At 72.2% G+C, this 21,613-nt stretch carries 22 protein-coding genes; 6 read left to right on the forward strand and 16 right to left on the reverse strand.

Features of this window, described 5'->3' with window-relative positions; genetic code table 11:
• Positions 1-435: 435 nt before the first annotated feature.
• Together BX266_RS37275 and ligA are read right to left on the reverse strand one after the other, a co-directional pair.
• Complete coding sequence (locus tag BX266_RS37275; RefSeq protein ID WP_099908778.1) at positions 436-729, reverse strand: hypothetical protein; 294 nt, start codon at positions 727-729, stop codon at positions 436-438.
• 68 nt (positions 730-797) lie between these two features.
• Entirely contained in the window at positions 798-2,861 is a 2,064-nt protein-coding gene (ligA, locus tag BX266_RS37280) for an NAD-dependent DNA ligase LigA (RefSeq protein WP_099908779.1), read from the reverse strand.
• Positions 2,862-3,100: 239 nt separating this feature from the next.
• Between ligA and BX266_RS37285 the strand changes: the two genes are divergently transcribed.
• The 3 genes from BX266_RS37285 (at position 3,101) to BX266_RS37295 (ending at position 5,251) form a co-directional block, all read left to right on the forward strand.
• Complete coding sequence (locus BX266_RS37285; protein ID WP_099908780.1) at positions 3,101-3,904, forward strand: hypothetical protein; 804 nt, start codon at positions 3,101-3,103, stop codon at positions 3,902-3,904.
• 110 nt (positions 3,905-4,014) lie between these two features.
• Positions 4,015-4,533: a hypothetical protein gene (locus BX266_RS37290; protein WP_143687143.1), complete on the forward strand. Its 519-nt coding sequence runs from the start codon at positions 4,015-4,017 to the stop codon at positions 4,531-4,533.
• 145 nt (positions 4,534-4,678) lie between these two features.
• Positions 4,679-5,251, forward strand: coding sequence for an SMI1/KNR4 family protein (locus tag BX266_RS37295; RefSeq protein WP_099908782.1), 573 nt, complete (start codon positions 4,679-4,681; stop codon positions 5,249-5,251).
• A gap of 571 nt (positions 5,252-5,822) precedes the next feature.
• Here BX266_RS37295 and lexA read toward each other — a convergent pair.
• The 4 genes from lexA to BX266_RS37315 form a co-directional block, all read right to left on the reverse strand.
• A complete protein-coding gene (gene lexA / locus BX266_RS37300) occupies positions 5,823-6,557 on the reverse strand; it encodes a transcriptional repressor LexA (RefSeq protein ID WP_099908783.1) in 735 nt (244 codons plus the stop codon).
• A gap of 129 nt (positions 6,558-6,686) precedes the next feature.
• A complete protein-coding gene (locus tag BX266_RS37305) occupies positions 6,687-10,058 on the reverse strand; it encodes an error-prone DNA polymerase (RefSeq protein WP_099908784.1) in 3,372 nt (1,123 codons plus the stop codon).
• A gap of 71 nt (positions 10,059-10,129) precedes the next feature.
• Positions 10,130-11,686 carry a DNA polymerase Y family protein gene (locus tag BX266_RS37310; protein WP_099908785.1) on the reverse strand — a complete coding sequence of 519 codons (1,557 nt, stop codon included), beginning with the start codon at positions 11,684-11,686 and terminating at the stop codon, positions 10,130-10,132.
• Positions 11,683-12,357, reverse strand: coding sequence for a hypothetical protein (locus BX266_RS37315; protein WP_099908786.1), 675 nt, complete (start codon positions 12,355-12,357; stop codon positions 11,683-11,685). Before BX266_RS37315 ends, BX266_RS37310 begins: the two co-directional genes overlap by 4 nt.
• A gap of 295 nt (positions 12,358-12,652) precedes the next feature.
• Here BX266_RS37315 and BX266_RS37320 point away from each other — a divergent pair, with 295 nt between their 5' ends.
• Entirely contained in the window at positions 12,653-13,075 is a 423-nt protein-coding gene (locus tag BX266_RS37320) for a hypothetical protein (RefSeq protein WP_120314485.1), read from the forward strand.
• Between the two features lie 36 nt (positions 13,076-13,111).
• Here the strand turns inward: BX266_RS37320 and BX266_RS37325 are convergent, their stop codons facing one another.
• The 4 genes from BX266_RS37325 to BX266_RS37340 form a co-directional block, all read right to left on the reverse strand.
• Positions 13,112-13,594 carry an ATP-binding protein gene (locus BX266_RS37325; protein WP_099908788.1) on the reverse strand — a complete coding sequence of 161 codons (483 nt, stop codon included), beginning with the start codon at positions 13,592-13,594 and terminating at the stop codon, positions 13,112-13,114.
• Positions 13,595-13,737: 143 nt separating this feature from the next.
• The gene (locus BX266_RS37330; RefSeq protein WP_099908907.1) at positions 13,738-14,586 is read right to left on the reverse strand and encodes a DUF5753 domain-containing protein; all 849 of its coding nucleotides are present in this window, start codon (positions 14,584-14,586) and stop codon (positions 13,738-13,740) included.
• A 27-nt stretch (positions 14,587-14,613) separates the two neighbouring features.
• Complete coding sequence (locus BX266_RS37335; protein ID WP_099908789.1) at positions 14,614-15,144, reverse strand: DUF6879 family protein; 531 nt, start codon at positions 15,142-15,144, stop codon at positions 14,614-14,616.
• Positions 15,119-15,379, reverse strand: coding sequence for a hypothetical protein (locus BX266_RS37340; RefSeq protein WP_099908790.1), 261 nt, complete (start codon positions 15,377-15,379; stop codon positions 15,119-15,121). The genes BX266_RS37335 and BX266_RS37340 overlap by 26 nt, the downstream gene beginning before the upstream one ends.
• Before the next feature lie 631 nt (positions 15,380-16,010).
• Here BX266_RS37340 and BX266_RS37350 point away from each other — a divergent pair.
• The gene (locus BX266_RS37350) at positions 16,011-16,652 is read left to right on the forward strand and encodes a hypothetical protein (RefSeq protein WP_143687144.1); all 642 of its coding nucleotides are present in this window, start codon (positions 16,011-16,013) and stop codon (positions 16,650-16,652) included.
• Here BX266_RS37350 and BX266_RS37355 read toward each other — a convergent pair.
• The 6 genes from BX266_RS37355 to BX266_RS37385 form a co-directional block, all read right to left on the reverse strand.
• Positions 16,637-17,977: a hypothetical protein gene (locus tag BX266_RS37355; protein WP_143687146.1), complete on the reverse strand. Its 1,341-nt coding sequence runs from the start codon at positions 17,975-17,977 to the stop codon at positions 16,637-16,639. The genes BX266_RS37350 and BX266_RS37355 overlap by 16 nt on opposite strands.
• 464 nt (positions 17,978-18,441) lie before the next feature.
• Entirely contained in the window at positions 18,442-18,864 is a 423-nt protein-coding gene (locus tag BX266_RS37365; RefSeq protein WP_143687147.1) for a hypothetical protein, read from the reverse strand.
• On the reverse strand, positions 18,861-19,292 hold the full coding sequence (locus tag BX266_RS37370; RefSeq protein ID WP_099908796.1) for a hypothetical protein: 432 nt from the start codon (positions 19,290-19,292) through the stop codon (positions 18,861-18,863). Before BX266_RS37370 ends, BX266_RS37365 begins: the two co-directional genes overlap by 4 nt.
• Positions 19,293-19,354: 62 nt before the next feature.
• The gene (locus BX266_RS37375) at positions 19,355-19,564 is read right to left on the reverse strand and encodes a hypothetical protein (protein WP_099908797.1); all 210 of its coding nucleotides are present in this window, start codon (positions 19,562-19,564) and stop codon (positions 19,355-19,357) included.
• Positions 19,561-20,091 (reverse strand): hypothetical protein, encoded by a 531-nt coding sequence (locus tag BX266_RS37380; RefSeq protein WP_099908798.1) that lies wholly within the window; start codon positions 20,089-20,091, stop codon positions 19,561-19,563. The genes BX266_RS37375 and BX266_RS37380 overlap by 4 nt, the downstream gene beginning before the upstream one ends.
• Before the next feature lie 134 nt (positions 20,092-20,225).
• A complete protein-coding gene (locus BX266_RS37385; protein WP_099908799.1) occupies positions 20,226-20,687 on the reverse strand; it encodes a hypothetical protein in 462 nt (153 codons plus the stop codon).
• Between the two features lie 188 nt (positions 20,688-20,875).
• On the opposite strand from BX266_RS37385, the gene BX266_RS37390 reads away from it, so the two are divergent.
• The gene (locus BX266_RS37390) at positions 20,876-21,337 is read left to right on the forward strand and encodes a hypothetical protein (RefSeq protein WP_099908800.1); all 462 of its coding nucleotides are present in this window, start codon (positions 20,876-20,878) and stop codon (positions 21,335-21,337) included.
• Positions 21,338-21,613: the final 276 nt, after the last annotated feature.

The raw sequence follows: 21,613 nt of genomic DNA on the forward strand, positions 1-21,613 counted from the left end.
GGCCACTACAATCTGTTGCCGTACGGTGGGGCGCTTTGATGCGCAGGCGTACACGGCAAAGGCCCGTCCGGCGCTCGAACGCCTGCGCGCGCCCTCAAGAAACCGCAGGGCAGGGGCCTGATGTTCGAGGGAAACGCCGGAATTGATGCGCGTTCCTGCGCGTGACGTTGCCCGGCCCGACAGATCGGTGCCACGCTGCACCCAGCGCTGGTTCCGGCTACTGGCCGGAACCCGAACCCCTGGCGTCGTGGCTACACCATGGAACAAGGGACCGGGCACCACCGCGACTTCCAGCGCGGCGCCCAAGGAGGGTGGCGCACCCCTAGCGGGTGCGGCACCCTCGACCCGGACTTCGGATGCTGTGCAGTTCTCCGAGCCCGGCCCGCCGACTCCCCGCCACGCCGGCCACCTTGGCGTCCCGAGGGGTAAGGTCGTTCAGTCCAGAGCGACGGTCACCCGCTCAGACACCAGAACGCCCGCCTCCACGATCCGCTGACGCATCTCCCCTTCGTACAGCCACGCGCACGCGTCGATCGCCGGAAAGAGCTCGGCGAGGATCAACGCGCCACGCTTCGGCACCTGGTCCGATTCCCTCCAGGCCTTCCCGCAACGGTCGATCGCCTCGTGCAGCTCCTGCAGGGCGCCCTTGTCGAACCCCTCGTTCATGCGCAGGGCGATCACGAAACGAGTCGCCGCCTCTTCCAGAAGACCCACTAGGTCCGCCGTCACAGCTTCCTCCGTCTCGGATGGAGTCTGCTCGCGTTCGAGCCGCGCCCGGCCCGGCCGGTGATGGTCTGTCAGGTCTGGGGCAGGTGGTCGGCGACCAGGTCGGCGAACTCCTCGGGGGTGAGGATGCGGATGCCGAGTTCCTCGGCCTTGGTGCGCTTGGAGCCGGCCTTCTCGCCCGCGACCAGGAGGGTGGTGCGCTTGGACACGGAGGAGGAGGCCTTGCCGCTGGCGCGTTCGATCAGCTCGTTCATCTCGTTGCGCGACAGCGCGGCCAGCTGTCCGGTCATTGAGCCCGTCACCACCACGGCCTCGCCCGCCAGCGGGCCCACGGCACCGCCGTCGGCTGCCGCTTCTGTGGCGGCCGCGGCCCGCTGGGGCTCCTCGACCTGGACGCCGACCTGCTGGGCGGTCAGCTTGTCGAGCAGCGGGGCGAGTTCGGCGAGTTCGGCGGCGATGAGTCGGGCCTTCTCGGTCCCGATGCCGTCGACCTCGGCCAGGGTGTCGGTGTCGGCGGCGCGGAGCGCGGCCATCGATCCGAAGTGCGCGGCGATCCGCCGTGACATCGTGCGGCCGGTGCCGCGCACGCCGAGCGCGCACACGACCCGGCCCAGTGCGGCGCCACGGGCGACCTCGATCGCGGCGAGGAGGTTGTCGGCGCTGGTCTCCCCCATCCGCTCCAGGCCCAGCAGCTGCTCCCGGGTCAGGGTGAACAGGTCGGCGATGTCGGCGACCAGCCCGGCCTCGACCAGCTGCACCGCGCGCGTCGAGCCGAGGCCCTCGATGTCGAGCTGGTCCCGGCCCGCGGCGTAGATGATCGACGCGACGGCCTGGCAGTTGCGCCCCCGGGCGCAGCGCCAGCGCTGCTCGGTGCGGTCGACCTGATCGCCGCAGCGCGGGCACACCTCGGGAAAGGCGATGGGGGTCTCGTTGCCGGTGCGCTGGTCGACGAGGGGTGCCTCCACGCGGGGGATGACGTCGCCGGCGCGGTAGACAAAGACCTGGTCGCCGAGCATCAGGCCGCGCCGTTCGATGTCGGCGGGGTTGTGGAGGGTGGCGTAGGTGACGGTGACGCCGTCGATCACGACCGGCTCGAGGACGGCGCGCGGCGCGATGATGCCGGTGCGGCCCACCGCCCACTCGACGTCGAGCAAGCGGGTGACCTTGTGCTCGGCGGCCAACTTCCGCGCAACGGCCCAGCGAGGCGCACGGGAGCCGGAGCCGGCCTGCTGCTGGTCGGCCGCGTCGTCCGCCTTCACCACCACGCCGTCGATCCCGAACGGCAGTTCGGCGCGCAGCCCGGTGATCTCCGCGATCCGCTGCTGTACCTGCTCGACCGTCTCGCAGCGGCGCGGTGCGGCGGCCGTCGTCGCCGCGGTGTTCACGCCGAGCGCGGCCAAGCGCTCCAGCAGCGCGGTGTGGCCGAGGTCGGGGTCGAGGCCGATCGCGCTGTAGGCGAAGAACGTCAGCTCGATCCGGTAGGGGCGGTCCTTGGCGCGCAGAGTGCCGGCCGCGCCGCTGCGCGGGTGGGCGAACGGCGCGGCGTCGTGGGCGAGGCGGATCCGGTTGGCCTCCTCGAACTGGGCGGTGGTCAGCAGGACCTCCCCGCGCAGCTCGACGTCGACCGGCTCGGCGAGCCGGCCCGGGAGGCCGAGGACGGCGTCGGCGGCGTGCGTGATGTCCTCCCCCGCCAAGCCGTCACCGCGGGTCAGGACCTGCTGCAGCACGCCGGCCCGGTAGCGGGCCGCGACCGCGAGGCCGTCCAGCTTCGGCTCCACGCACCAACCGGCCGGGGCACGGCCCAGGCGGCGTTCCAACCCCGCAGCCCAGTCGGCGAGTTCCTCCGCCGAGAAGACGTTGTCCAGCGACAGCATCGGTACCGAGTGCGGCACATCGCCCTGAACCGCCCCGCCGGCGACCTTCCCCGTCGGTGACTCGGCCAGCACATCCTGCGGGTGCGCCTGCTCCCACGCCTCGATCGCGCGCACCAGCGCGTCGTACTCGTCGTCGCCCAGCGGCGAGCTGCCGTCGGTGTAGTAAGCCGCGGACGCCGCGACGGCAGACGCCACCGCAGCGGCATAGTCAGCAGAAGAAGCCAGGTCAGCGGCAACAACGGGGTGCGTCATGGGCCCCATCTTCCCGCCCCGCACCGACAATCCGAAGCGATCACACCGCAGGGCAGTCAACAGGGACGCCGCGGGTCAGCGGCCGGAAACAACTCCGCGCCCCAGTCCCGCCGGTCGGCTGCTCAGGCAAGCCAGCAGGAACAGACGAGAGGGGCATAACGTGGTCGCCGACGCTGAGGCCAAGGCCCCGGGCCGCGCGGACACGAAATCACGGGCACCACCGAGTTGCCCAGGGCTAGGTTGACCCGGTGCATCCGATCCGCTTCGACGACTCCACTTCAGACGGCGTCCGCCTCTTCCACTACCTCCCGGGCGATGACCGCGCAGTCACTCGGCACTGGCCCGGCCTCTGTCAGCACTGGCCCGAAGAGGAGACGCCGTTCACCGAGTGGGCCGTGAACAACTGCAACACGGAGGAAGTCGCCGTCTATACGGGCCTGGCGTGGCGACTGACCGCCGGCCTGGACCGCTACGCGATCCCGACCTACTACCGCGACGAAGCCGAGCACCTCCTGAAGCAGAAGCCCGTGATGGTGAGCTGGGAGTACGAGGTCGACGCCACAGCACCCACCGCCGCCGCACGGAACAAGGGCTCCGTACCCGGCCGTACGGCAAAACCATTCGGGGCGGAGCCGGACGACGCCCGTCGAGCGGGCTTGTTCCGGCTGTCCACGCCCCGTGACCTGGTGTCTGCCCTGCAGGCGGTGATCTTCGACGCCTGGTCGGAAACCACGGTCTTCGCAGTCGCCCCCGGACCGGAGCGTCTCCAGCGCCTGGTGAGCGCATTGAGCGGCCCGACTCCCCCGACGCTCGCCGATGTCCTGGAGGAGGAAGGGGTGTTGGTGGACCTGACGATCGGTTCGGACTTCGACTACTACAACTCGATCACGGTGGCCTCGCGTGCCGATCTGCGGCACCGGATCAACGACCTGACAGCTGACTGCGCACGCAGGATCTCTGTCTATGAACAGCGCGCGGGCGACCTCGCGAGCGTTCCGGACTTCCTCCGGGCGATGCCGGAGCTCGCCGGTGTGGACCTTGACATCCCCTGAGCCATCCATCACTCGATGAAGGCCCCGGCGCTGGAAGCGCCGCCGCGACCGCTCTAGCGCCGGCGTGGAAAGCGGTCGTGCACAGACTCGGCATTTGGCAGGATTCCGACATGGATCAGTTGTTCGCGGTCGCGTGGCAGTACGTCGTCGGCATCGTCCAGCCCGAGGAGCTGCCGATGCAGGCGGCCCAGTTGCTGACCGCTGGCATGGATTCGCCCGCTCTGCGCGACCTGGCCGGGCGGGGTAGGCGCGAAGACACCGCGGAGCTTGCAGCACTGTTCCGACGAGCTGTGCACGAGCTCGGCAGCTCTGTGCCCGACGCGGAGGCCGCTGACCGCTGCCTTCTCCACCACCTGGCCGGCCAGCTCGCGGCGGGGGCGAGTGCCCCCGGCGAGGTGGCGGGGAGGGTCTGGCAGGGCCTGACGGCCGCACAGACCAGGACGGAGCACGAGTTTTTCCAGGCTGTAGGTGACGAGTACTACGTCGACTACATCGCGGACGAGCAGCCGGAGGCCTTCCGCGTCTGGGAGGCCGAGCTCCGCTCCGCCGCCGAGCGGCTCAGCCGGACGACGGCCATGGAGATCCGTGCTCTTCAGGAGAACGCCGAGAGGGACTGCCGTGCCAAATGACACGACCTCTGTGCATGGCTTTTCGGCGCTGACGGTGGGCGGTTAGCGCAGTCACTGACCCGGGAAACGAGGCGCGCGGTCATTGGCTCCAGGTGCGGCACAGGGCGGTGGGGGAAGCCGAACAGCAGTCTGTCACCCTGCTCCGATGGATCATCTCGTTGGCACCCAGTCTCCGGTTCTTCGTCTGACCGATCCCGTCGAAGCGATCGCCGCGCTGGAGAGTGCTGTGCCGTTGCTGAGCTCGCTGCGCCTGCCGAGCCGCAGGGACATCAACTGGGTCGCGTTGGAGACCGACCTGGGGACGGGTCTGCCGGCCGACTACAAGCTGCTGTGCGAGCTATACCCGCCCTTCGTGCTCAGCGACTTCCTCGGCTGCGGCGGGCCGGTGCCAGGCCTTGAGGACGCCTGGCTGCAGGGAACACGGGAAGACCTGGAGATCGTCACGGAGTGGTGCGCAGAATCCGGCCTGGCCGTTCCGCTCCACCCGTACCCCGCGCCGGGAGGTCTGCTTCCCTGGGCCGGGTCGAACCAGGGCGACTTCTTCCTCTGGACCACCAGCCCTGCCGGCCCGCAGGAATGGACGGTCACCGTGGCCTCACGAAGCTCCGCATGGTGGCACTACACCGGTGGAGCGGTCCAGTTCCTGGCCGATCTGGTGAGTGGTGCGCTGGAGCCGTGGGCACTGCCCCGGCTCCGCCCCGAAGTGGCCGCCTGGTAGCGGCTGATCAGCCGGCCTTCCGCCGAGTACGGGACCAGTGGCACAGGTGCTCGACCCGATGGTCGGCGGCTGCGCCCGCCGCGGCCTGTGGTGGGTGGTACCCGGCTTCCTTTCCCCGGCGAGGGCAGGGCGATGAACGGCGGGCGGTCCACCCGGTCGAAGGACCGCAGCACGAATCGGTGAACATGTCGGCGGTCTCGAACCACCCCCCGTCCCGAGGTCCCGGGCGGAATCTGTCCCGCCGTGATCCTCAGTTCACGGCGTGATTCCACACCCGTGCGCTGGGGGCGATGTCGCCGGGGCCGGTGAGGAGGTGCAGAGCGGCCCCGCGGTCCGTTTCGGCTCCGGGCGTGCGGCGGCCCCGGGGGCTCGGAGCGCCTGGGGCCGCCGCACCGCCGTCACGCCGCCGGTCCGGCGAGGTCGTGAAGACGGCGTCGTCGGGCCCGCCAGCCGTGCGGCGTCGTTCAACGTCCTGGCACCAGGCACGCTCGGGCAGGTGGTGGGCGTGGGGCGTCGAGGCCGACACGGGGCAGGTGGAGGCCAGGGCGGCTCGCCACGTTGGCGCCATGCCCTACAGGCGCCGCATCACCGCGACGACCTTGCCGAGGATGATCGCGCCGCCTGCGGGGATGGGCTCGTAGGCGGGGTTGTGGGGTATGAGCCAGATCTTGCCGTCGTCGCGCTTGAGGCGCTTCACAGTGGCTTCGCCGTCGATCATCGCGGCCACGATGTCGCCGTTCTCGGCAACGGGCTGCCTGCGAACGGTGACCCAGTCACCGTCGCAGATGGCCGCGCCGATCATGCTGTCGCCCTTGACCGTCAGCGCGAACAGTTCACCGTCGCCGACAAGTTGGCGCGGCAGGGTGAGGACGTCCTCGACCAGCTGCTCGGCGAGGACCGGCCCGCCGGCGGCGATCCGGCCGACGAGCGGGACCGGGTGCACTGCCGGGCGGCCCGGATCGGGCGCGAGCTGCTCGCCGGCGCCGGCGCGGTAGTGGGAGACACGGTAGGCGCGGGGCCGGTGCGGATCAGCAACCAAGTGGCCCTTGCGTTCGAGCGCCCGAAGCTGATGCGCGACGGACGAGGTCGACGACAAGCCGACGGCCTCGCCGATCTCCCGCATCGACGGCGGGTAGCCGCGGCGCTTCACCGAGTCCTGGATGACCTCGATGACCCGGTGCTGGCGCTCTGTCAGGCCGTCGCCCCCACGCCGGGTGCCGGGCAGTCGGCCGGCGCGGACAGGGGTGCTGGCGTCCTCCGGCACGGTGGGCTCCTCGTCGTCGTGGGGATCTTGGTGGTGTGGCACTCTACGCCCGCCTCTGTTCGCGGTCCATGTGCATTCTCGTCTGTCCTTTCGGGCGTTCACCTGCGGCGATCGGATTCTCGGGCCCGCTCCCCCGCGGTCGGTGGCGGGGCGGGGGCGGGAGTTGGCGGGTCATCGGAAGTCCCGGCTCTTCGCCCCGGGGGCGAGGGTGAGCGGGGTGAGGCGGGTGGCGACGAGGTTGCTGGCGCCGTCGCGGCGCTCGAGGGTTCCGTGGATGAGGAGGCCGGCGGACTGCATGGCGGCGCGGCGGTGCCGCTCGAGGACGTGGGGCTGGACGATGACGTTGACCAGGCCGGTCTCGTCCTCCAGGGAGAGGAAGAGGACGCCGCCAGCGGTGGGCGGGCGCTGGCGGTGTGTCACCAGCCCGCCGACAGCGACGGGCTCACCGCCCGCGTGGACGGTTTTGAGGTCGGCGGCGGTGAGGGCGCCGCAGCGCTGAAGGTGGGCTCGGGCGTGCTGGACGGGGTGGGCGGTGACGGAGGTTCCGGTGGCCCACAGGTCGGCGATGGTCTCCTCGACGGGGGTCATGGCGGGCAGGTCGACGTCGGGGGCCAGGGCGGGGGCGGTGCCGGGGAGGGTGTCGGCGCCGGCGCAAGCGAGCGCGCCGGCGGACCACAGTGCCTGACGGCGGCTCAGACCGAGGGAGCGGAACGCGCCCGCGGTCGCCAGGGCCTCCAGGGCTGGCTCGGGCAGGCGGGTGCGGCGGGCAAAGTCCTCCAGGTCCGCGTACGGGCGGCCCGCGGCGATCTGCTCGGCCTGGTCGTCGCCGAGGTTGCGGACGTCGGCGAGTCCCAGCCGGATCGCGAACCTCTGTTCCCCATCCCTGTTATCTCCCCCGCCCCGTCCCCCTCCCCCGGTCGTGCTGGTACGGGCGGCGGGTTCGGGTTCGAGCGTGGGCTGCGCGGAGCTGTGGTTGACGTCCGCGGCGAGCACGGTGACGCCGCGGCGCCGCACGTCCTGGATCAGGGTGGTGGGGCTGTAGAAGCCCATCGGCTGGTTGGCGAGCAGCGCGCACGTGAACGCGGCGGGGTAGTGGAGCTTGAGCCATGCACTCGCATACACGAGCAAGGCGAAACTCGCCGCGTGCGATTCGGGGAAGCCGTAGTTGGAGAACGCTTCGATCTTGCCGTAGACGTCGACGGCGACCTCCTGGGGGATGCCGCGCTCGTGCATGCCGGCCAGGAGGCGGTCGCGGAGTTCGGCGACGCGTTCGTGGGAGCGTTTGGAGCCCATGGCCTGCCGGAGCCGGTCGGCCTCGCCGGGGGTGAAGCCGGCGCAGTCGATGGCGAGTTGCATCATCTGTTCCTGGAACAGCGGGACGCCGAGGGTCTTGCCGAGGGCGCGTTCCATCAGCGGGTGCGCGATCACTGCCTTCTCGCGGCCGTTGCGGCGGGCGATGTAGGGGTGGACGGATCCGCCCTGGATCGGGCCCGGCCGAATGAGGGCGACCTGCACCACCAGGTCGTAGAAGGTGCGCGGGCGCAGTCGGGGCAGGGCGGAGGCCTGGGCGCGGGATTCGACCTGGAAGACGCCGACGGAGTCGGCGCGGCAGAGCATGTCGTAGACGGCCGGGTCGTCCGGGGGGATCGTGGCGAGCGTGTAGCGGACGCGGTAGTGGCGGTCGATCAGGTCGCAGGCGTCGTGCAGGGCGGAGAGCATGCCCAGGCCCAGGAGGTCGATCTTGACCAGGCCGGCGGCGGCCACGGAGTCCTTGTCCCACTGGAGGATGCTGCGGCCGGGCATGGACGCCCATTCGGTGGGGCAGGTCTGGGCGATGGGGCGGCGGGTGAGGACCATGCCGCCGGAGTGGATGCCCAGGTGCCTGGGCAGGCCGCGGAGTTGGTGGGCGAGGTCGCGCACGTCCTGCGGGACCGGGGCGTCCGGCGGCGGCATCTCCCAGCCGGTCTCGCGGGCGAAGCGGTCGAGGTCGCCGGCGGCGTAGCCGAGGGCCCGGCCGGCGTCGCGGACGGCGAGGCGGGGTTGGTAGGTGATGACGTTGGCGACCTGCGCGGCGTGGGTGCGGCCGTAGCGCTCGTAGACGTACTGGATGGCCTCCTCGCGGCGGCGGCTCTCGATGTCGAGGTCGATGTCCGGCGGCCCGTCCCGTTCCGGGCTGAGGAAGCGTTCGAAGAGCAGGCCGTAGTGGATCGGGTCGACGGAGGTGATGCCGAGGGCGTAGCAGACCGCGGAGTTCGCGGCGGAGCCGCGGCCTTGGCACCAGATGTCGGAGCGGCGGCAGAAGTCGACGATGTCGTGGACGATCAGGAAGTACCCGGCCATGTCGAGGTTGGTGATGACCTCGAGCTCGTAGTCGATCTGCTGCTGGGCCTTCTGGTTGCCGGGGTCGAAGCGGCTGGCGGCGGCGCGGAGGGTGAGTTCGCGCAGCCACGACGCCTCCGAGTGGCCGTCCGGGACCGGGAACCCCGGCAACTCGGGCTTGATGTCGCGGAAGTCGAACGCCAGCTCACGCCCCAGCTCGACGGTGGCCTGCTGGACTCCCGGCCACGGCGCCAGACGGGCGGCCATCTCGGCGGGTGAGCGCAAGTGCGCGGTGCCGGCCGCCGCCAGGTAGGGCTCCGCGTCCGCGAGGGAGCGGCCCTGCCGCAGCGCCGCCAGGGCCTGCGCCAGGCGCAGTTGGGCCGGGGAGGCGTGGTGGGCGGCGGTGGTGGCGACAAGGGGCAGGCCGGTGCGGGCGGCGAGGTCGGCGAGGGCGTCGTTGCGCTGGTCGTCACCGGGCAGGTGATGGTCCGTCAGCTCCACGTGGACGTTGTCGGGGCCGTAGCGGTCGGCGAGGTCGCGCAGCACGTGCTCGGCGGCGTCCGGGCCCGCGGTCTCCAGGGTGTGGCGCAGCGCGCCTTTGCGGCAGCCGGTGAGAATCGCCCAGTGGCCGCCGTGCGCGTCGGCCAGCCGGTCACGGTCGTAGCTGGGCCGGCGTTTGGAGCCGCCCGCGAGGTGGGCGTCGCCGATCACCTGGGCCAGGCGCCGGTAGCCCTCGGGGCCGCGGGCGAGGACCAGCAGGTGCTCGCCGTCCTGGTCCGGCACGCCCGTCGGCGCGAGCTCGGCGCCCAACGTCAGCTCGGCGCCGAACACGGTGCGCAGGCCTGCGCGGCGGGCCTCCCCGGCGAGGACCGCGGCAGCGTAGAGCCCGTCGTGGTCGGTGACCGCCAGGGTCTCGATCCCCAGCCGGACGGCCTCGTCGACCAGGTCCGCCGGATCCGACGCCCCGTCAAGGAAGGAGTAGGAGGTGTGGACGTGGAGCTCCGCCCACCCGGTGGCCGCCCCGACAGCGGGCCCGCCCCTGGCCGGGCGATGCGGGGGTGCGGGCGGTGTCGGGGCGGTGGGGCCCGGTGCTGGAGTGCGGCCGGGGAACGGCACGACCGTGTCGGAACTCGAGTCGCTTCGGTCGTTGACCGGGACGGGCCGGCCGGCCATGCGGCGGTGCAGCTCCCGCCACGGGGTGCCGTACTGGCCGTCGAATTCCATGAGGTGTCCTGGTGGTGCTGGGTGGGGTAGTGCGGTGAGCGCGCCCCTCTTTGCGGGCCGAGCGGTGCCGGTCAGGTGTCGTAGGCGCCTTCGAGGTGCCAGCGCCCGCCGGTGACGGTGAGGAGTAAAGCGGCGCCGTCGTCGGCGGTGACCTGCAGGCGGGCTGCGCGCCGGGCGTCGTCCGGGTCCCACCAGCGCTCGGTGGCGGGCCACGGCCCGGCCCACGCCGCGACCGCCATGGACCGGCCCCGCACCATCAGCCGGGCTGGCGGTTGCACGAGCTCGGCGCGGGCGGTGACCTGCACCGGCTCCCCCGCCTGGTCGAGGAGGCGGACCTCCTCCGGGACGGGCGGCACCCGCACCGGCGACGGCGCGGGCAGTCGGCCCGGCCACGGGCCGTCCGCGCGGCGCTCCTGGTGCGCGTCGCCGACCGGCGTGCGCACCACCTGCTCGCCGGGCCCGCGGCCACCGGCGAGCTGCGCGGTCACCACGCCGGTGTGGCCGAGCAGTGCCTGCACCCGGGCGGCGGCCCGCTCCATCCGCTCGCGTGCCTCGCTGTCGCCGTCCAGCAGCGACAGCTGCCGGCCCGCGTCCGCGTACAGGCCGTCAGGAACCAGGCGCAGCACGGCGACTCCGCCGGAGGCGGCGGTGAAGCGGGCCTGCTGTTGCCATGCCTGCAGCTGCCAGCGGATGCGTTCGGCGACGGCGGGTGCGGACAGCAGTCCTTCGTGGCGCCAGGTGCGGTGGGCTTCGGTGCCGTCGGCGCAGACGACTTCGACGGTGAAGGTGCCGCAGCCGAGGCCGGCGGCGGCGAGGTTGGCGTGGAGCTGCTCGGCGAGGCCGAGGGCGGCGAAGACCATCGGCTCGGCGAGGGTGTGGGGCTGTTCGAAGCGGGTCTCGGCGTCCAGGTCGGCACCGGGCGGGCGGGGCACGACCGGGCGGGCCTGCAGGCCGCGGGCGAGGCGGTGTGCGGCGGTGCCGGCCGCGCCGAACCGGTCGGCGACCGGCCCGGGCGGCATCGCCGCCAACGCACCCACCGTCCCGATGCCCAACCTCACCAGGAGGTCGGCGAGTTTCGGCGGGGCGACCTCCGCGACCGGGTGCGGCGCGAGGAATGCGGGGCTGCCGCCGGGCGCAACCACCCGGTGCTCGCGGGCGGCCAGCAGCGCCGCCGCGACCCCGTCGGCGACGCCGATACTGCACGCGAAGCCGGCGGCCTCGACCGCGTCGTAGAGCCGCTCCACCAGGACGTCCTCGCCGCCGTGGAATCGCGCCGCACCCCGTGCGGGGATCGCGCACACCCCCGGCCGCAGCACCTCGAGCCGCGCCGCCAGTGCGGAGACCGCCTCGGCGACCTGGTCGAACAGCCGGGCCTCCGCGTCCTCGTCCCGCTCCACCACCTCCAGCGCGTCGATGAGGCCCTTCGCCGAGCGGACCTTCATCCCGCGGCGCACCCCCGCGGCGCGGGCCGCGGCGGACGCGGCCACCACGCGGCCGCCCTCCACCACCGCCAGCAGCCGCTCCCCCGCCTCGGCCCCGCCCAGCACCGCGGTCACCGGCCAGTCCGGACACCAGACGACGACCGCGCGCGGCGCCGCCCCACCGCTCTCCTCCAACGTCGCGGTCATCGCACGGCCGCCAGCCGGGCCCGGCCCGAACGCACACCCTTGAGCTCCGCCGGGCCGGCCAGGCGCACCCGCCCGTCCTCGTCCGGCAGCCACAGATCCACCTCACGGCCCTGCGCGGCGGCGCCCCGACCGCCCACCACCACCGTCACCCGCCGCCCGCGCAGCCGCCCCCGACCCGCCGCGATCCCGCTCCAGCTCCGCCCCGTCACCTCCAACTGCACCTGCGCACCCGGCCACTGGCTTCCCTCCACCACCAGCGCGCACCCGTGCCGGCGCGCCTGCGCCAACAGCCGCTGCACACCCGGCCCGCCCACGGCGCCCCCCGGGCGCAGCAGCAGCACCCCGGCCGCCTCGGTGTAGGCGGCGGCCGCCGCCTCCCAGTGCTCGCCCGGCCGGTCGACCAGGTGCACGCGGTCCAGGTCCACGCCGAGCTCGAGTGCGGCGCCCGCTCCGAGGTCCGGGAAGCCGATCAGCGCGCACCATGTGCCCGCCGCCGTCGCCGCGGCCGCCAGCGCCAGAGTCAGCGCCGTGCTCCCCTGCACCCGCACCGCCGCCCCCGGCCTGAGCCCGCCCGCGGGCAGCAGGCGGCGCAGCCCGGACAGCACCGGCACCACCGGCGCCGGCCCGGGCATCTGCAGCTGCGCCGCCAGGGCGCTGATCGAGGAGTCCACCCCTCAAGAATCGAACGTATGCACGTTCGAAAGCAAGTTCGAATTCGGTGTGTTGCCCCCGATCACCCATCCGGACCAGCGAGAACGCGACGCTGGCCCTTCGCATGCGCGCCGGTTCGGCCGATCGCGCACGCCTCCACAGCCACCGGATCACTCCCCCGCAAGCCTCAACGCACCCTGCCGCACCGGATGGCCGTGACGGGGAGGTAGGGACCGGCGGTCGGATCGCCGCAGGACACCCAAGGCTGAGGCGCCCCAGTGGCTGAGTGCGCCGCGCAGGATGAAGCTCAGCAACATGACGACCGGGCCGGCGGCACTGCTGCGACGTGCCGCCTATCTGCTGCAGTACCGAGCCGCCCAGGCCGACAAGCCGGGGACCCGGTGGATGGTCGACCAGGACGACGAGGGCGCGCTCGTGCTCGCCTCTTACTGGCCCGAGGACACCGAGCCCGGCCAGCCCCACAGCACCAGCACCGTCGCGAGCTACGCCTATCCGGACCACCCGGACCTGTACACCCACGCCCAGGCCATCGGCGCAGCATCCCACTCGTCCGCCCTCGACCCCGCCACGGCGGTCGCCCTCGCCGCCTGGTTGCAGGCGGCCGCCGACTTCGCCGACCAGGCCGAAGCGCTCGGCGGCCTGGACCGGGCTGCGCCGCTGCTCGCCCCCGCGATCGCCTTCGCCGAGACCTACCTTCGCCTCGGGCAGTCCTTGTAGTGCGGACGGGCGGTGGCGATCCCGCATCCCTAGGTCCTACGAGAGACGGTCGGCCCGCGTCTGGCAACTGGCGGGTGGCAGCGCACCTTCGTCCAGGGTGAGCGGGGCTCGTGTGCGCAGGTCCGCGTGGACGGTCTTGCCGTCCGACTCCAGCGCCGCGCCCCAGTGCCCGGCGGTGAGGTGGTGGACCAGAGCCATGCCGCGGCCGGACTCCGTGCCCGGGCCAGCGTCGATCAGGCAGGGCAGCACCCGGGAGCCATCCCGGACGCTGATGCGCACCGCCCGGCCGGTGATCTGCTCGAGCCCGACAGCCATCCGAAGGTGACAACCCGTTTTCGCCGCGTTGCCGACCAGCTCGCTGACGATCAGCTCGGCGTCGTCGACCAGGTCCTCGAACCCCCACTCGCGCAGAGCGGTGCGTACCAAGTGCCGGGCGACGGAGGCGGAACGTGGCTCGTAAGGCAGCAGCACCCGGGCCGAGGCGGTGGCGGGCGTCCGGGGCGGGGCCTGGACGAGCATGGTGAGACTCCGCTCATGTGTCGGCGGGTGGGCGCCGGCGGTGCCGCGGCCCGGTGCGCTGCCCGCAGCGGCAACTGCGGGCGCTTCGACGGTAGGGAGCGGGCGGGTGCGGGCTCAACGCGATTGCGGACGATTGCGGGGATTCACCCGAGCGCGTCGATCGCAGCGGTGACCAGGGCCCGGGCGGCGGCCCCGTGAACAGCCATTTCCGCGAGCTCTGCGAACGCCTTGTGGTAGTCGGCGAGTTCGCGAGGCTGGGTCACCGTCACCTCCGCAGTCAGCGTCTCCACCGACGCCTGGACGGTGTCGAACAGGTAGAACGCCTCCAACGGCCACACGGTGCGCTGCGCGGTGAAGGGGATGATGCCGATGGAGACGGTGGGCAGCGGCATCACAGCCAGCAGGTGGCCGAGCTGGCCGGCCATCGCCGCGCTGTTGCCGATGCGGTAGCGCAGCACCGCCTCCTCGATGAGAACGACGTAGCGGTGCCGGCCCTCGTGCAGCAGCCGTCCGCGTTCAAGGCGGGCGGCGACCGCGGCCTCCACATCATCGGGGGTGCCCTGGAACGCGGTGATGGCGCGCAGCAGGGCGCGGGCGTAGGCGGCGGTCTGCAGGAAGCCGGGGAAGACGTTGGAGACGTAGGCCCGGCACACCGAGGTGTCTTGATGGCGGGTCAGTGACTCCTCCTGCGCCTGGCGTAGGCCGGCGCGGTGGGCCTGGCGCCACTCGCGGTACATCAGGGTCACGGCGCGCAGCGAGGCGATCAGGTCGCGGGCCTGGTCGGCCGCGCCGCACGCCGTACACCAGGCGCGTAGGTCGTTCTCGGAGGGTGCGGATTTGCAGGACAGGATGCGGGAGGTCTTGGCGGGGTGCCAGCCGCAGCGGGCGGACAGTTCCTTGCCGTCGAGCCCGGCGTCCAGCAGCAGGTCGCGTAGGCGGGCGGCGAGCGCGGCGCGGGCGGCCTGGACGCTGGACGACGGGGACGCGGACACGGACACGGTGGTGCTCGGCTCGGCGGATCAGACGGTGTACTGCTCGTGTGGGACGGCGCGCTCCCACACGGCGTCGAAGGCGGCGGTGCACAGTTTCGCCACGTCTGCGTCCTCGGTGTACGAGAACTTCGGCTCGGCCCAGTCGCCGTCGCCGGTGAAGTGGTTGAAGCGCACCCGGGCGCTGTCGATCAGCCAGAAGTCCTCGCCGGGCAGCGCCAGATCGCAAGCGTTGCGGCGGGCGAGCCAGCGGACCTGCTCGCCCGCGGTGACGTTGACCTGCGTCATGGAGTGCAGGTATCGGGTGTAGAGGGTGACGGGCTCGGAGACGATCCGGGCCCGGCGGACGACGATGCCGCGGGCGGCCGCCTCGCTGACCATCGCCGTCCAGTCGCGCCAGTACTCGGATTCGGGGTCGAGGTCGGAGGCACCGGTCAGGCGGAAGCGCTCGATGGCGTCGGCCTCGTCCGGGACGCTATAGCTGTCGCGTAGCTCAAGGTGCACAGCCGAGTACCGGGCACCGCCGAGGAGTTGGTCAAAGTCCGGCGCGCTCTGCCACATCGCAGGCCTCCCTCAGAATCTGCGCCATCCGAGCCGGGATGCGCACCACGGCTTCGCCCTCCGGGACCCCGGGGGTATGGTCGGGCGCCCACGCGGTCCGGGAGATCGACTCCAGCAGGTCCGGGCCAGCCGCCCAGCCCTGGATGACGATCTCTCGGCTATCCCGGTCCACCCATGCGGTCGGCGAGCCTTCTTTGCCCGTCTCCGGGTCGATCCCGATGAAATCTAGCTCCATGACACCCTCCGTCACCAAACCGGTTGCGAGCACTTGCGGGCCACCGTCGCTTTAGGGATGACGAACCGTCAAGAGCGCACAGAAGCGCCGGAGTAGGTGCGCGCCGGGGCGGCGCGCGGACACGTCACCGGCCAGCGCCAACGCGAGCGACAGGGCCCCGACCACCTCGGTGACCACCCCGCACGGCAGCCCACCCTCTGGCAGCAACGGCTCCAACGCCCGGTGCATCGGCAGCGTCCCGGGCACCTCCGACCGAGCCCGCGCCGCTGGCGATGTCACCTCCAACAACTCCGCCAACTGTGCGGCCCGCTCCGGCTGCTGCTCGCGGGCTGCCACTTGCGAATGCCGGTGTCCCTCACCCCGGCTCCTGCCGCTGGCAACCGGCTCCGGCGCCCACTCCGCGTACGCCAACCTCCGCCTGGCGTGCCGCCGCCACCCGCGCATCACCGCCAGCCGCCACCGCCCACCGAGCCGGATCCGCACCAGCGTCCACCGAGGCTGCGCCGGGCTGTACCCGCTTACTCACCAGGGCGGCTGTCACCGTTCTCCCGGCCGCCCGCAGGGAACGATCCCGCTCCGGTTCGGCCACCACCCCGCACGCCCCTGGCCGACGCTGCTACGGTCCCGCGCCATGAGCTTCTTGAAGGATGCGACGTTCTGGACGGCTGTCGGCTCGCTCGCCGCCTTGGCAGCCGCTGGCCTCGCCTGGTGGGCAACGCGCAACGCCGCAGCTGCTGCCGCCGACTCGGCAGCCACCGCAGGCGAGGTGGCGCAGATCGAACGCGACCGCTGGCACCGCGAGCTCACCCCGGAGCTGGACTTCCACCTGATCGCGTCCACGCACGAGTGGCGGCTGCACGTCGAGCTGACCGGCCCGGTGGGGCTGGACCAGCTCGACCGGATCACGCTGCACGTTCGCGACGAGGCCGGCGTCGACCACAACGGCGGCGTTGGCCTGACGACGGCGCAGCGCGAGGAGGAGCTGCCGCGGGTGATCTGGGGCCCGCTGCGGTTCCGGCCGGGCATCGACCGCGTCGCCGAGCCCGGCCGCGAAGCGGTGATCGAAGAGCTTGAGCGCGGCGACTACGCGCCGCGGCTGCTGGAGTTGAGCGCGGCGCCGAGCTGGTTCACCGAGAACGGCCAGAGCATCCAGTACTGGCGGGAGCGGTTCGCCGGGCAGAAGCTTCGCCTGAAGGCGGTGTGCGAGCGGGACGGCCACCGGCCGTGGATCGTGCTGGCGGAGGTCGGAATCCCGGACTACAGGAGCCAGTAGACGCCGCTGCCCCCGTCCGGTCGGAGCCTGGCGGAGGCAGTTGGGCTTCTCAGTGCGGTCCCACCGTAGCGATCGGTGCGGACAGCGGCTTGGACCGGGAATCGGCGGCGCGATCTACACCGCTTCGGCGCCGGGGACGATGAGGTTGTCCAGGGCCAGCTGGGCCCGGCTCGCGGTACCCTTCCCGGTCCGGCGCAGCCCGGCCTTGGCGTACTGCTCGACCATGCTGGTTGACGCCCAGTCCCCGCCGGTGATGACCTGGATTTCAAGGGGCTGTGGCCGGCCGCGCCGAGGTCGGCGGGCACGCCCGCACGCAGGCCGTGGCTGGTGGCGTCCGGGGCGTCGAACCCTGGGGTGCGGGCGATCATCCGCTTCAGAATCCGGTTGATGGAGTGCCCGGTCAGCCCGATGCCTTCCTCGGAGACGGGCGTCAGTGCGCCGGCCCTGGTGACGCCGCGCAGCAGCGGCATCTCCGGCTCGGCCTGGCCGAACAGGGCGAGCATCGCCAGGTACCGCTCCGCGTAGTCGACCGCGGCCGGGTCGCGGACCGTGTACTCCTTACCCGTGGACCACTTGTCGTTCTTGCTGGTGCGCTTGCCCGCGATCATCTGCTTGACCCGCCGGGTGCCTACCACGGCACCGGTCTCGTCCTTCACCTCGAGGTCCACCCACTCGAACGCGAGGGAGTCGATGCGGTGGTTGGACTGCTCGGAGCGGCGGGCCCGGGTCCAGTACCCCAGGCGCAGGATCAGGTGGTCGCGCAGCCCATCCAGGGTGTCGTCGGGGGTGTGCTCGCCCAGGTGCGTGATGCGGGCTTGGTCCAGCGGTGGCGAGGACTTCACCGGCCGGCGGTCCGGCCCGGCGGCGAAGCGGCGGGACTGCTTGCGGATCAGCGCGGACGTGGCGTTCTTCGGCGGCCAGTTTTCGTGGCCAGCGCGGGCGTTGGCGTCCCGGATCGCGGCCATCGCCAGGCGCAGCGAAGACACCGCCGCTCCCGTGTTTTCCCGGCCGCCGTGCAGCCGCAGGTGGGAGATGTAGGCGGCCATCACCTTCTCGGCCGTCTTCGGGCCTGGGCGGTGCCGGGTCTCGGCGCACCACCGCACGAAGTACCGCCACTGCTCGGCGTAGGTCTTCGAGGTGCGCTCCGACCGGGCGTCGACCAGGTCCGCGGCGGCCTCCTCGGTGAGTTCCTCGGACAGGTCGCCGTCGTCCAGCAGTGCGAGCTGCCGGCCGGGTTCGGCGTCGAGCAGCTCGCCGTCCAGCACGTCCAGGTCGTCATTGTCGGCGGTCGCCCGCGCGGGCAGCACCTCCACGGCAGTCGCCAATCTCGGTCGCTCCAGTCGCTGTCCCCGCGCTGTCCTCCACGATCCCGGCCGCGGCCGCAGGTGCGCGCGAACGGGACCGGGCGGGTGAGGGAAGGTAACTCCCAGCCGGAGCCGCGTACGGCTCGGTGCGGGCCAGCGTGCGGCGCAGAAGCGCTTCCGCGGTGTACGGCCAGCCGTCCAGCGCAGCCACCGGCTCGCCCAGGCGCTCGAGTTGCCCACGGGTGTCGTCCACGATCATCCGCAGGATGCGGTGGGTACGGTCGAGGTCCGGCTCGGGGGTGGGGTGCGGGGAGTACCCGGTGCGCCCCGCATCGCGGTCCCGCTCCCAGCCGGATCCATGGTCGACCATCGGCCAGCCGCCGGGATCGACAGGTCCGTGTTCGACGGGCTGTGTTCGTACCCGGCCCCCGTCAGGACCCGGCCGGAGGCCGAGCTGCGCCCGTAGCGCGGCATCTGCGCGCCGCTCACAGCTGGTCCGCCCGCAGGGTGCGGCGGTAGCCGAGCAGGTCGGCCGGGCGGCCGGGGTGGTTCTCGGGCCAGGCGTCGAAGGTGACCTGCAGCAGGTCCCACGCCACCTGGGCGCGGGCCTCGACGAGGGCCCGCTCGTGCGGGGCGGCGTCGGCCGGGAGTTCGAAGTATGGGTCGAGCCACTGGCTGGTGTGGATTCGCATCCGGTCCAGGGCGTCCCGGCGCAGGCGCAGCGCTGCCAGGGCTTCGGTGATCTCGTCGGCGCCGCCCCTGGTCGGCTCCAGGTACATCTCCTCGGCCAGGGTAGGCGCGGGAGCCGGTTCGTCGTGCAGCGCCTCGAAGAAGCGGTGGGCGAGCTGGACCTGCTCCAGCGAGGGCACGAACTCGCGGTCGGGCTCCGGCCCGCGGGTGCCGCTCACCGCCGAACCCACTTGGTGGCGTCGGCCTGGGCGTCGAGGTCGGCCACGACGACGGCGTTGCGCTCGGGCGGGTGGGGCAGGTAGTGCCAGCGCTCCGCGTTCCAGCCGGGCTGGTCGACCCAGGGCGCGACGAGGTCCATCAGCAGGTTCCAGCGCTCGACCAGGCGCCCCAGCACCCGTTGGTGGCCGTCGGCCGGGTTGGCCTCGGCGGCCCGGGACAGCGAGGACAGGGCCAGGCGGGCCTGCTGGACGGCGACGTGGCGCAGGGCGAGCGTGACACGGTAGGTGTCGCTGCCGCGTTCGGCCGGGCCGCTCACCCGGTCGAGGCGCTCCTCGAGGAACGCCTCGACGGCGTGGACGTCGGCCGGGGTGAGGTCGGCGACCTCGCGCAGCCGAGTCGTGGGCGGCGGCGCCTGATGTGTGGTCATGAGGGTTGCTGCTCCGGTCGGTTCGCGGTGGGCGGTGCGGAGGCCAAAGGGTCGGGTGGGATTCAGTGGCTGGTGCAGAAGCAGAAGCAGCCCTGGCAGAAGTGGCAGGCCGGTGCGCCGTAGCAGCGTCGGCACCTGGTGGTCTGCGAGCAGTTGATCGGCACCGTGTGGTGTTCGACGGAGCTCGCGTTCGCCGGGTCGTAGCTGCTGCGGCAGCTTCCGCACTCCACCCGGGTCGGCTGCTCGATGTCGGGGGCCTGGTCGGTGGTCATGGCGAAGGGTGCTCCGGTCGGTTGACGGTGGGCAGGGCGGGGGCGGAGCGGCGTCGCAGGAGGCGGGCGGGGTTGGCGGCGCGCAACCAGCGGCCGGCGCTCTCCCCGACGCGGACGAGGCGTCCGCGGCGTACGACCTGGTGGAACTCCTCGATCCACCGGTAGAGCCGAGCCTCGGTCGGCGCGGTGGTGCCGTTCTTCCGGCGGGCGGCGTCCAGCTCGTCGAGGTCGGCCCGGCTGAAAGCGGAGTCGCGGAAGTTGATGACGTGGAAGGTGAGGGTCCGGGCGGCAGTGCGAGTGCGCTCGTCGGTGCAGCGTCGAGCGAGCTTGAGGTGTGCCTGGCGGAGCGTCATCTCGTTCTCGGCGGTGGGATCGTAGAAGTAGGCGAGGACGGCGTCCTCGAGGTCGTCGCAGCGCGCCTGGATGTCCTCGCGGCCTCCGGCGCGGACCTGGACGAGCGGTGCGATGGCGGCGCGGGCGGCATTGGCGCTGCCGAATGCCGGGCCGGCGAGCGTGATCGGTTCCATCGGGGTTCCCCTCCCCTTGCCGGCCGCGTGCGGGCCGATCCAGAGGAGCCTATCGGAGTTGTGTCCTCTAAATACTGTTAGAGGACACAACCCGCACCAACAGGCGACGCCCGGTCAGGTGCGGTCCGATTCGGTCACCTGTCGACGCCACCCCGGAAGCCGAACTGCTGGCATGTCCCCTCCCACCAACCGCTCCGCATCTCCAGCACGTGCTCCACCGCCCGGTTCACCTCGGCCTGACTCTGCTCCTGCAGCCAGCGCGTCAGTTCATCGCGATCCTGCGGTGCGCCGCGTGCTTCCCATCCCCTGTGAATCGCCGCGTGGCGCTCGGGCCGGGCCTGCGCCACCTCGCCCAGGGATCGGACCACCGGCAGCGGGAAGTCTTCCGCCGGCAGCATCCGAGATCGGGCGGCCAGCTCCGGCATCCCGCTGGCGGTCACCGTCTGGACGATGACCGCGATCGCCGCCAGCTGCTCCAGGTGGAAGTCCGCACGCCGTTCGCGGATCAAAGCTCTGCTCGAGAAGACCAGGGTCCACATCGCCACCAGCACGGCAGCCACGGTGGCCCAGATACTGAGGCGCATCTCCCATCCCATGAGACCATCCCAGCACCCCGGCTGACGATCCATCCGTAGGCGCACCGCGCCTACCCCACGGTGGTCTGGCCAGACCACCGTGCTACTCCCGGGCAGACCGGGACTGTCTCCAGGGGTCGGAGGGGGCCGAAATGTCTAACAAGGCTTTACCGTTGTCTTTTATAACCATGGACCGCTACGGTTTGGTCATGGAGATCACCCTCACCGTCCGCGACCCCGACCCCGCCTTCCAGGCCAAGCTCCTCGCCCTGCTCGCCGAACACGCCCCCGCCGTCACCCTGGTCCCCGATGATCGTTGGACGACGGAGCGAGCCCGCGCCTACTACGACCGCCTCCCACCCCGCGCCGCGCAGATCTTGCTCGCCCTCGTCCGCAACGGCGGCCACATCCCGGCCGACGACGTCCGGGTCGCCGGCGGCTCCCTGCGCGGGGCCACCGGCGCGTTCAGCCGCATTCTGCGCGAAGGCGCCCACGCCAACCCGCCCCGCTGGCCGGCCGCCCTGCCCAACCCCGTCCACCCCATCCATGTCGGCGGCTCGCTGGTCCGCTTCGACCTCGGCACTGCCGGGCCGAACGACTGCTTTCCCGTGTTCAAGGAAGCCCTGGCCAAGGTGGCCCGCAACGACGGGTCCAACCCCACAAGCCTCTGACCGCCCGGGCGGTGCCCCAGAGCCGTACGCTTGTGTTTCTCCAGCGTCGGTACCCCGACGTTCCGGTTGATGAACAGGCCCTCGTTCTCCGGGTAGCTGGATTCTGCGGCCACCGCAGCCTCGGTGAGTCGTTCCTGGAGCTGAGTGCGGAAGGCCGCCGCGTGCACTCGGCGATGATGCAGCTGTACCGAGAGGCCGCAGCCGAACGCGTCTTCGGGATTCTCAGCAATCAGAAGCGTCTCGAACAACAGCGGCAGACGCTCGGCCGAGTCAAGG

The organism is Streptomyces sp. TLI_171 (assembly GCF_003610255.1).
Classification (GTDB): domain Bacteria; phylum Actinomycetota; class Actinomycetes; order Streptomycetales; family Streptomycetaceae; genus Kitasatospora.